Origin of the sequence: Citrobacter sp. wls718, assembly GCF_005280945.1 — a bacterium.
Classification (GTDB): Bacteria; Pseudomonadota; Gammaproteobacteria; order Enterobacterales; family Enterobacteriaceae; genus Citrobacter; species Citrobacter gillenii.
In genome coordinates, this window is the sequence record NZ_SZWV01000106.1 from 24747 (window position 1) to 33676 (window position 8930).

General features: G+C 59.1%; 9 protein-coding genes and 1 pseudogene. All 10 read right to left on the reverse strand.

Annotated elements, in window-relative coordinates; genetic code table 11:
• Window positions 1-34 precede the first annotated feature (34 nt).
• Window positions 35-631, reverse strand: a complete 597-nt coding sequence (gene paaY / locus FDW95_RS20785; protein WP_115258749.1) for a phenylacetic acid degradation protein PaaY — start codon at window positions 629-631, stop codon at window positions 35-37.
• An 11-nt stretch (window positions 632-642) separates the two neighbouring features.
• Window positions 643-1569, reverse strand: coding sequence for a phenylacetic acid degradation operon negative regulatory protein PaaX (gene paaX, locus FDW95_RS20790; protein ID WP_170973036.1), 927 nt, complete (start codon window positions 1567-1569; stop codon window positions 643-645).
• A gap of 157 nt (window positions 1570-1726) precedes the next feature.
• The gene (paaK, locus tag FDW95_RS20795; protein ID WP_115258751.1) at window positions 1727-3043 is read right to left on the reverse strand and encodes a phenylacetate--CoA ligase PaaK; all 1317 of its coding nucleotides are present in this window, start codon (window positions 3041-3043) and stop codon (window positions 1727-1729) included.
• Between the two features lie 28 nt (window positions 3044-3071).
• Window positions 3072-4277 (reverse strand): 3-oxoadipyl-CoA thiolase, encoded by a 1206-nt coding sequence (gene pcaF, locus FDW95_RS20800; protein WP_115258752.1) that lies wholly within the window; start codon window positions 4275-4277, stop codon window positions 3072-3074.
• A complete protein-coding gene (gene paaI / locus FDW95_RS20805; protein ID WP_115258753.1) occupies window positions 4277-4699 on the reverse strand; it encodes a hydroxyphenylacetyl-CoA thioesterase PaaI in 423 nt (140 codons plus the stop codon). Before paaI ends, pcaF begins: the two co-directional genes overlap by 1 nt.
• Window positions 4692-6110: a 3-hydroxyacyl-CoA dehydrogenase gene (locus FDW95_RS20810; protein WP_115258754.1), complete on the reverse strand. Its 1419-nt coding sequence runs from the start codon at window positions 6108-6110 to the stop codon at window positions 4692-4694. Before FDW95_RS20810 ends, paaI begins: the two co-directional genes overlap by 8 nt.
• A gap of 3 nt (window positions 6111-6113) precedes the next feature.
• Window positions 6114-6902 (reverse strand): 2-(1,2-epoxy-1,2-dihydrophenyl)acetyl-CoA isomerase PaaG, encoded by a 789-nt coding sequence (gene paaG, locus FDW95_RS20815; protein ID WP_115258755.1) that lies wholly within the window; start codon window positions 6900-6902, stop codon window positions 6114-6116.
• 2 nt (window positions 6903-6904) lie between these two features.
• Complete coding sequence (paaF, locus tag FDW95_RS20820; RefSeq protein ID WP_115258756.1) at window positions 6905-7672, reverse strand: 2,3-dehydroadipyl-CoA hydratase PaaF; 768 nt, start codon at window positions 7670-7672, stop codon at window positions 6905-6907.
• Window positions 7669-8739 (reverse strand): 1,2-phenylacetyl-CoA epoxidase subunit PaaE, encoded by a 1071-nt coding sequence (paaE, locus tag FDW95_RS20825; protein ID WP_115258757.1) that lies wholly within the window; start codon window positions 8737-8739, stop codon window positions 7669-7671. Before paaE ends, paaF begins: the two co-directional genes overlap by 4 nt.
• 7 nt (window positions 8740-8746) lie before the next feature.
• Window positions 8747-8930, reverse strand: a pseudogene (locus FDW95_RS24065) (phenylacetate-CoA oxygenase subunit PaaJ); the annotation flags it as partial.

Below are 8930 nucleotides of genomic sequence, written 5' to 3' on the forward strand. Positions count from 1 at the left end.
CAACGCCGGTAACCCGACGCCCGCTTGCCCCGAGCTAACTCGCTGATTTCGGCTTCAGATCTTCATCAAACTCCAGCCGTTTTCTGTTGGGTTCCGCTTCGGTCAGCGGTTGCACTTCAGAAAGCGTGTGCTGACAGCGCTCTACCAGTACCTGATATTCACGTGTGCCCTGCATCTTCCACGTCAGTTCCTGCTCGGTTAGGGTGCGAATCGCTTTTGCCGGGCTACCGACAATCAGATGGTTGGCGGGCATCTCAGCCCGTGCTTTCACAAACGCCGACGCGCCGACAATACTGTTTTCACCAATGGTCGCCCCGTCGATAATTACTGCGCTCATACCGACCAGCGCATTACGACCAATCACACAACCGTGCAGAATGGCGCCGTGGCCGATATGCCCGTCTTCTTCCACCACCGTGTCCTGGCCCGGGAAACCGTGCATTACGCAGTTATCTTGAATATTCGCGCCATCTTTCACCACGATACGACCAAAATCGCCGCGCAGGCTAGCGTTAGGACCCACGTAAACCCCTTTGCCGAGGATCACATCGCCGATCAGTACGGCGGTCGGGTGAACATAGCTTTCGTTAGGTACGACGGGGATCATTCCGTCCATCTGGTAAATCGGCATGGCTTCTCCTGTTACGCCTCGGCTAATCCACCAAAGCGTTGATAATAGAGCGGCCCCGGCGCGGGCAGTTCGCCCACTGAACTTTCGCCTTTTTCACTGACAAAAGCCTGAGCACCGGGCGCGACGCGTTGATAGATATTGATACACAGCTGGCGTGCGGTCTGACCCAGCCAGTGGGCGGGCAGCAGTTCCTCTGGTAACAGCGGATCTTTCAGTACCACCCGACGATAGAAATGGATCAGCAGCAGACGGATCTGGAAGCAGCGTTCCGGCGTCAGCTCACCCGCATCGGCGTCACGCAGCAGCGGCAACAGCGGGCGGAACAATGTGATAAACGCCTCGTACATGGCGTTCTGTTCGGTCAGTTGCCAGCACTCTTCCACACACTCACGCAGCGCAGCGCGAGAAATGGCCAGCGGTGAATGTGCTTCAAATACAATCACATTTTCCGCCACACCCGCTTCGTGTAGTAGCGACTGCACATCCGCCAGCTTTTGCGACGGCGAGGCCAGCAGGCTTGGCGCAAGGACGCCGAACCCCTGCCAAATCAGCTGCTTTTTGACTTCATTAAGGGTATTTTTTTCTAGCCCTTCAGAAAGTAATAACAGCCAAGTGCCGTCCCATTCCGGGGCACTGGCGCGATAAATTTTGCTTTCGGCGCGTCGTGTCAGGCGCAGGCCTTTATCACTCAGCCGGTAGAAGCTGCGCCGGCCAATGCGCACCACGTCCAGCCACTCTTCTTTATTAAGGCGAAACAGCGCGGTGCGCACAAAGCGTTCACCAAAGCCGAGTCCTTCAAGCAGTGCCGCCACGCTGCCGAGCCACACTTCGCCGCCGCGCTGGGATAAGCAGTCACCGTATAACGAAGCGATAAGCGAGGTGCCGCTAATGGGCATCGCGGTCACCGCCTGCTGAATAAAGCTGTCGAGTTTGTCCATATGATTCATTCTGTTGTTATTTATATCCTTTTTGAATCATAGCACAGGAATAATTCCGCGAAACGGCGGGAATTGGTAGGCCGGATAAGGCAACGCCGCCATCCGGCAATCTGTGCGCTTTCGCCTGATGGCGCTGCGCTTATCAGGCCTACGCGTCTTAACCGTTTGCTGCGACTTTACGCAAATCAAACACCCGGCACGCTTTGCCTTCGGAGCGTGGAATGCTGCCGCAGTTCACAATACTCACGTCAGTAGAAATACCGACCATCGACTTAATACGGTGACGCAGATGGTGGCAAATCTGACAGCGCTGCTCATGGTCCAGCGCCAGACCGCTCTCTTTTAGCTCCACGCGCACGGAAAGTGAATCAAGATGCCCGCGACGATCCACTTCCAGCTGATAATGCGGCGCCAGATGTTCAATCTTGAGGATCTCTTCTTCCAGTTGCGATGGGAAGACGTTAACGCCGCGAATAATCAGCATGTCATCGCTGCGCCCGCTGATGCGATCCATCCGGCGCATGGTGCGGGCGGTGCCCGGCAGCAGGCGCGTCAGGTCGCGGGTGCGATAGCGGATCACCGGCAGTGCTTCTTTGGTCAGGGTGGTGAACAGCAGTTCGCCATGCTCGCCGTCGGCCAGCGGCGTGCCGTCTTCCGGGTTAACCACTTCCGGGAAGAAATGATCTTCCCAGATAGTCGGGCCGTCGCCGGTTTCAATACATTCCATCGCCACGCCCGGCCCCATCACTTCAGACAGGCCGTAAATATCCAGCGCGGTAATCCCCAGACGACGTTCGATTTCGGCACGCATACCTGCCGTCCACGGCTCGGCGCCAAAGACGCCGGTACGCAGCGAGCAGCCGCGCGCGTCGCCGCCCATCTGGCGTTCGAGTTCTTCAATCAGGTTCAGGCAGTAAGACGGCGTCACCATGATCATGTCAGGCTTGAAATCACGAATCAGCTGCGCCTGTTTCTCGGTTTGTCCGCCGGACATCGGGATCACCGTGGCCCCTAAACGTTCCGCGCCGTAATGTGCGCCCAGGCCGCCGGTAAACAGGCCATAGCCGTAGGCCACGTGGATTTTGTCTTTCGCAGTGCCGCCCGCCGCACGCAGAGAGCGCGCCACGATATTGGCCCAGGTGTCGATGTCGTTTTGCGTATAGCCGACGACGGTCGGTTTGCCGGTGGTGCCAGACGACGCATGGATACGCACCACCTGCTCCATCGGCACCGCGAAGGTGTCGAACGGATAGTTATCACGCAGGTCCTGCTTGGTGGTGCAGGGAAACTTGCTTAGGTCACTCAGCTCACGGAAATCATCCGGATGAACGCCCGCCGCATCGAACTTACGGCGATACATCGGCACATTTTCATAGGCGTGTTTTAACGTCCACTTCAGACGTTCGGTTTGCAGAGCCTGTAATTCGTCACGCGATGCAGTTTCAATCGGATCTAATGTTGTTGTAGTTGTCATTTTGTAGGGTATCCGCAGGTCAATTAGCTCACACTCGCTCGAGGATCAGGGCAATGCCCTGGCCCACGCCAATACACATCGTACACAGCGCATAGCGTCCATTGCGTCGTTCCAGTTCCAACGTTGCCGCCAGCGCTAAGCGCACGCCGCTCATTCCCAACGGGTGGCCTAAGGCGATGGCGCCACCGTTGGGATTCACGTGTTCAACATCATCTGCCAGACCGAGCTGACGCATCACGCCCAGCGCCTGAGCGGCAAACGCTTCGTTCAGCTCAATCACATCCATATCGTTAATATTCAGCCCGGCACGCTCCAGCACTTTACGCACTGCCGGTACCGGCCCCAGCCCCATAAACTTCGGCTCCACACCCGCCGTCGCCATCGCTACGATGCGTGCTCGCGGCGTCAGCCCCTGCGCACTAGCCTGTTCTGCGCTGGCAATAATCATCGCCGCCGCACCGTCGTTCACGCCGGAGGCGTTCCCGGCGGTAATTACGCCGCCTTTACGGAAGGGGGTTTTCAGTGAAGAGAGTTGTTCGAGGGTGGTTTCCGCACGCGGATGTTCATCATCACGCACCGCGCTGACCGCGCCCTTCTTGCCGATAATCTGCACTGGCACAATTTCCTGCGCCAGAATGCCATCGCGCTGAGCTTGTGCCGTGCGCTGCTGGCTGCGATAAGCAAAGGCGTCCTGGTCTTCGCGGCTGATATTTAACAATTCAGCTACATTCTCCGCCGTTTCCGGCATGCTGTCAGTTCCAAATTGTTGCTGCATGAGCGGGTTCACAAAACGCCAGCCGATGGTGGTATCAAACATCTCCGCCTGACGCTGAAACGGCGAGGTGGCTTTGCCCATCACAAACGGCGCACGGGACATGGATTCCACACCACCGGCAATCAACAGATCCGCATCACCGGCTTTAATCGCCCGAGCGGCAAAGCCAATCGCGTCCAGCCCCGAACCGCACAGGCGGTTGATGGTGGTGCCCGCCACCGTGTGCGGATAGCCCGCCAGCAGCGTCGCCATATGCGCCACGTTACGGTTATCTTCCCCGGCCTGATTGGCGCAGCCGAAGATCACATCGTCGATGGCGCTGGCGTCAAGCGCGGGGTTACGGTTGAGTAATTCCCGCAGCGGGATGGCCGCCAGATCGTCGGCACGCACGGCTGCCAGCGCACCGCCGTAGCGACCAATCGGGGTACGAATGCCGTCACAAATAAACGCGTCACGCATTAGACTTCTCCTGTAATGGTGCCGCCGATGCGGTGCGATTTGCCGCGAAACAGGGCCACGATTTTTTGCTGCTGGTTGATAATTTCAATGTCATAGACGCCGGTCAGCTTGCCCTGCTGCTTCACCCACGCAGTGGCGGTTAGTAGCTCACCAACATAGGCCGGACGCAGGAAATCAATGCTGGCAGCCGACGCCACCGCCGCCAGCCCCTGACTGTTGCAGGCGTAGGCGAATGCGGTATCTGCCAGCGAAAACAGCTGTCCGCCGTGGCAGGTTTGATGGCCGTTCAACATATTCGGTGACACCGCCATGGTCATCTGCGCGTAGCCTTCGTCCATTTTGATAATCTTGATACCCAGCGTTTTGGCGCAGGTATCGTTCTCGTACATGGCGCGGGCGTTGCGCCAGGCTTCATTACTCATGACGCATCTCCAGTAGCGCTTTTTCGCGCAGTAGCGCACTCGGGCGATAGCGTTCTTCGCCGTAATGCTGTTGCAGGTTCTCCAGCAGACGCAGGACGCGCCCCCATCCCAGTGATTCACCCCAGCCAATCGGGCCGTGCGGGTAGTTGACGCCCAGACGCATGGCGGTATCGATATCCTCGGCGCTGGCGACGCCTTTTTGCAGCGCGTCCAGCGCTTCGTTCGCCAGCATCGCCACCGTGCGCCACACCAGCAGACCGGGATAATCGGCGATGTGCAGCACCTTTTTGCCCTGCTGCTGGAAGAAATAAACCGCTTTATCGGTGGCGGCTTGTTGATTGGTGGCAGCACTTGCCAGCACTACCGTGTCGCCCGCCGCGTAGTCGTACACCACCACCGGGCGATTGTGCTGCACACTTAAGGCCAGCGCGGTTTCACCGGTGGTTTCCAGCAGCAGCACATCGTCCAATTCAGTGACAACGTCACGCTTAATGTTTTTTGCGGCGCATTGCGCTGGCACCGCAGCCAGCGCCTGTTCGGGCGGTGCTTCAACAGGCCAGCGATAAACACCGTGCCCACTCTTCTTGCCCAGACGCCCGGCGATGGCCAGCTCCTGTTGCAGCAGCGACGGCAGAAAACGTCGGTCCTGCCAGAAGGCGTTAAATACCGAACAGGTCACCGCAAAATTGACGTCCTGGCCGATAAGGTCGGTCAGCGCCAGCGGCCCCATCGGGAACCCGCCGCCGTCACGTAATGCGGCGTCAATCACCTCAGGCATCGCCACCTGCTCTTCCAGCGCTCGCCAGGCTTCGGCGTAAAACGGACGCGCCACGCGGTTGACGATAAAGCCCGGCGTTGAACGGCAGCGCACCGGCTGTTTACCCCAGGTGATTACGCACTGGCACAGTTGCTCAACCACTTCGGCTGAGGTCGCCAGCCCACTGACCACTTCGACCAGCTTCATCACCGGTGCCGGGTTAAAGAAATGCAGCCCGGCTACGCGCTCGGGATGTTTAATGCCAGCGGCAATGGCGGTAATGGAAATCGATGAGGTATTGCTGGTCAGCAACGTCGACGGGGAGCAGATCTCCGCCAGTTGGCTGAACAGCGCCAGTTTGATCTCCAGACGCTCGGACGCCGCTTCAATCACCAGTTGCGCCTCCGCAAGCTGATTCAGTTCAGTTGCCGGAGTAATGCGAGCCAGCAGCATCTGTGCTTGCTCGGCGCTGATTTTCCCGCGACTGACGCGGGAATCCAGACGCTGGGCAATACCGTCGATGGCGCGAGTAATCGCGTCGGCGGAAATGTCATACAGCAGTACCGAATGCCCGACGCTGGCAGCCACTTCAACGATGCCTGCGCCCATGGTGCCACCGCCAATCACGGCGACGGTGTGGAGTGTTTGCGTCATGGCTTATTTCCCGCTGAACTGTGGAGGACGTTTGCCAAGGAAGGCGCTGACGCCCTCGCGATAGTCGTCGCTGCGCCCGGCGAGGCGCTGGAAATCGCGCTCAACGTCAAGCTGGTCATCCAGGGAGTTGGTTTCCGCCAGCTGCAACGCTTTCTTGATAAGCCCTAAACCGTAGGTGGGCTGGGAAGCCAGATGGCGCGCCAGCGCCAGGCTGGTGTCTTTCAGCTCTGCGTCATCAACCAGTTGCCAGATCATGCCCCACTGCGCGGCTTGTTCTGCGCTCAAGCTGTCGCCCAGCAGCATCAACCCCATCGCGCGGGCGCGGGTAGTGACGCGCGGTAATACCCAGCTACCGCCGCAGTCCGGTACCAGACCTAGCTTGCTGAAAGCCATCACAAATTTCGCAGAACGCGCCGCCAGCACGATATCGCAGCCCAGCGCCAGCGTGGCACCGGCACCTGCCGCTACGCCGTTGACCGCACAAATCACCGGCTTCGGCAGCCCGGCTAAGCGACGCACCAGCGGGTTATAAAAACGCTCCACCGACATGCCTAAATCCGGTGCGGGGCCGCTTGGGTCAACGTTACGATCGTTCAGATCCTGTCCGGCACAAAAACCGCGCCCGGCACCGGTAATCAGCAGGCAGCGAATGGTCTCGTCGCGTTCAGCCTGCTTCAGGCATTCGGACAACTGCTGGTGCATGGCGTCGTTAAAGCTGTTGAGTCGGTCCGGGCGGTTCAGGGTGAGGGTCATCACGCCCTGGTCGATATCGCTAAGAATGAATGCGTCCACGGTTAACGTCCTTTGAAGGCTGGGGTGCGTTTTTCTAAAAAGGCAGCGATGCCTTCGCGACGGTCTTCGGTGGCGCTGAGCAGCGTAAACAGCTGGCGCTCCTGGGTTAGCCCGGCCTGCAAGCTCACTTCCTGCGCCAGACGTAACGACTGTTTGGCGGCACGCAGCGCCAGCGGTGAGTGACGGGCAATCGTCGTCGCCAGTTTCAGCGCGTATTCGTCAGAAAGGTTGGCTGGGTGGATATCGCTGACCAGCCCCGCCTGCTGTGCCCGCTGAGCATCAATGCTTTCACCGCTCAGTACCATGCGGCTGGCCAGCGCTTTCCCGACGCTGCGAATCAAACGCTGGGTGCCGCCCGCGCCCGGCATGGTGCCGAGGGTGATTTCCGGCAGACCAAAGCGGGCGTTATCCCCGGCAATCACCAGGTCGCACAGCAGCGCCAGCTCGCAGCCCGCGCCCAGCGCGTAGCCGTTGACCACCGCAATCAGCGGCTTGTTAAAGGCATCGATACGCGCCCATAAGCGCGGGCGAATATCATCAAAAGTGGCGGGCAAATCTTTTTCTGCCATTTCGTTGAGATCGGCACCGGCGGCAAAGTAGCGCGGGTTGCCGCTTATCACGCAGACGCTAACGCTTGAGTCCCCCGCCGCACTTTCCAGCGCCTCGGCAAGCTGGGTCAGCAACGCGTTATTCAGCGCATTACGCGCCTGCGGACGGTTCAGCGTCAGCTGTAAAACGCGGTCGTGACGGGTAATAAGGAGTTCGCTCATGCCATCCCCCGCGCATCAAAGTCGACCACCACATCGCCGCTGGTTGGCAGCGCCTGACAGCTCAGCACATAGCCCGCCGCCAGTTCGTCGGCTTCGAGGCTGTAGTTGGCGGCCATCGCCACTTCTCCGTGCACCACTTTGCATTTGCAGGTAGCGCAGACGCCGCCTTTGCAAGCGAACGGCAAATCAGCCCCCTGACGCAGTGCGGCGTCGAGAATGCTCTCGTCATCGGCAGTCAGTGAAATCAGACGCTCGCGACCGTCCTGACGCAACGTCACAGTACGCCCTTCTGCCTGTACGCCGGTGGCGCGTTTAACGCTGGTGCCCGGCGTATTGAAACGCTCAAGGTGAATGGCTTTTGCCGGCATTCCCAGCGCACGCAGCGTGGTTTCAGCGTCGTCCATCATCGCCGACGGGCCGCAGATAAAGGCATCGTCAAAGCGGCTGAAATCGAGCAGATGCTCAGACAGCGCGCGCAGTTTGTCGCCGTCAATGCGCCCCTGTAACAGGTCGCTGTCCATCGACTCCTGGCTGAACAGATGAATCACCTGTAAACGCTGCGGATAGCGGTCTTTCAGATCGGCCAGCGCCTGACGGAACATCATGCTGTGGCTGCTGCGGTTGCCGTAAATCAGGGTGAAGCGGCTGTCGCTTTCCATCGCCAGCGTGGCTTCGATAATCGCCATCATCGGCGTGATCCCGGAACCGGCAGCAATCGCCAGATAGTGGGCGCTGCGATCGACCTGTGGCTGGTAGCCAAAGTGACCCTGCGGCACCATCACCTCGAATTCCATGCCCTGCTGGATATCGCTCTGGGCGAAGCGTGAAAAACGGCCACCGTCGATGGCTTTCACCGCCACGCTGATTTCTGCCGGTGAGCGACTGCGACAAATGGAGTAGCAGCGACGCAACTCTTCGCCACCAAGACGGGTTTTCAGCGTCAGATGCTGGCCCGGACGGAAGGCGTAGGCGCTGCGTAGCGCGTCGGGAATGGCAAAGGTGATGGTCACCGCATCGCGGGTTTCCGGCTCAACATTTGCCACGGTAAGCGAATGAAATGTTGTCATCGCGACCTCAAATACATTTAAAGTAATCAAAGGGTTCACGGCAGCTTTCGCAGCGATACAGCGCTTTGCAGGCTGTGGAACCGAATTCGCTAATCAGCGAGCTGTGGGTGCTACCGCAGCGTGGACAGAGCACATCCTTCGGCATCTCGTCGGCGTGACAGGCGTGGGCCTGCGGCGGGCTGATGCCGTAC

Excerpts from the sequence above, each read along its gene's own strand:
- paaI (WP_115258753.1), bottom strand. The coding sequence starts at position 4,699 with ATGAGTAATGAAGCCTGGCGCAACGCCCGCGCCATGTACGAGAACGAT.
- FDW95_RS20810 (WP_115258754.1), bottom strand. The coding sequence starts at position 6,110 with ATGACGCAAACACTCCACACCGTCGCCGTGATTGGCGGTGGCACCATG.
- paaE (WP_115258757.1), bottom strand. The coding sequence starts at position 8,739 with ATGACAACATTTCATTCGCTTACCGTGGCAAATGTTGAGCCGGAAACC.
- paaK (WP_115258751.1), bottom strand. The coding sequence starts at position 3,043 with ATGACAACTACAACAACATTAGATCCGATTGAAACTGCATCGCGTGAC.
- paaX (WP_170973036.1), bottom strand. The coding sequence starts at position 1,569 with ATGGACAAACTCGACAGCTTTATTCAGCAGGCGGTGACCGCGATGCCC.
- paaY (WP_115258749.1), bottom strand. The coding sequence starts at position 631 with ATGCCGATTTACCAGATGGACGGAATGATCCCCGTCGTACCTAACGAA.
- pcaF (WP_115258752.1), bottom strand. The coding sequence starts at position 4,277 with ATGCGTGACGCGTTTATTTGTGACGGCATTCGTACCCCGATTGGTCGC.
- paaF (WP_115258756.1), bottom strand. The coding sequence starts at position 7,672 with ATGAGCGAACTCCTTATTACCCGTCACGACCGCGTTTTACAGCTGACG.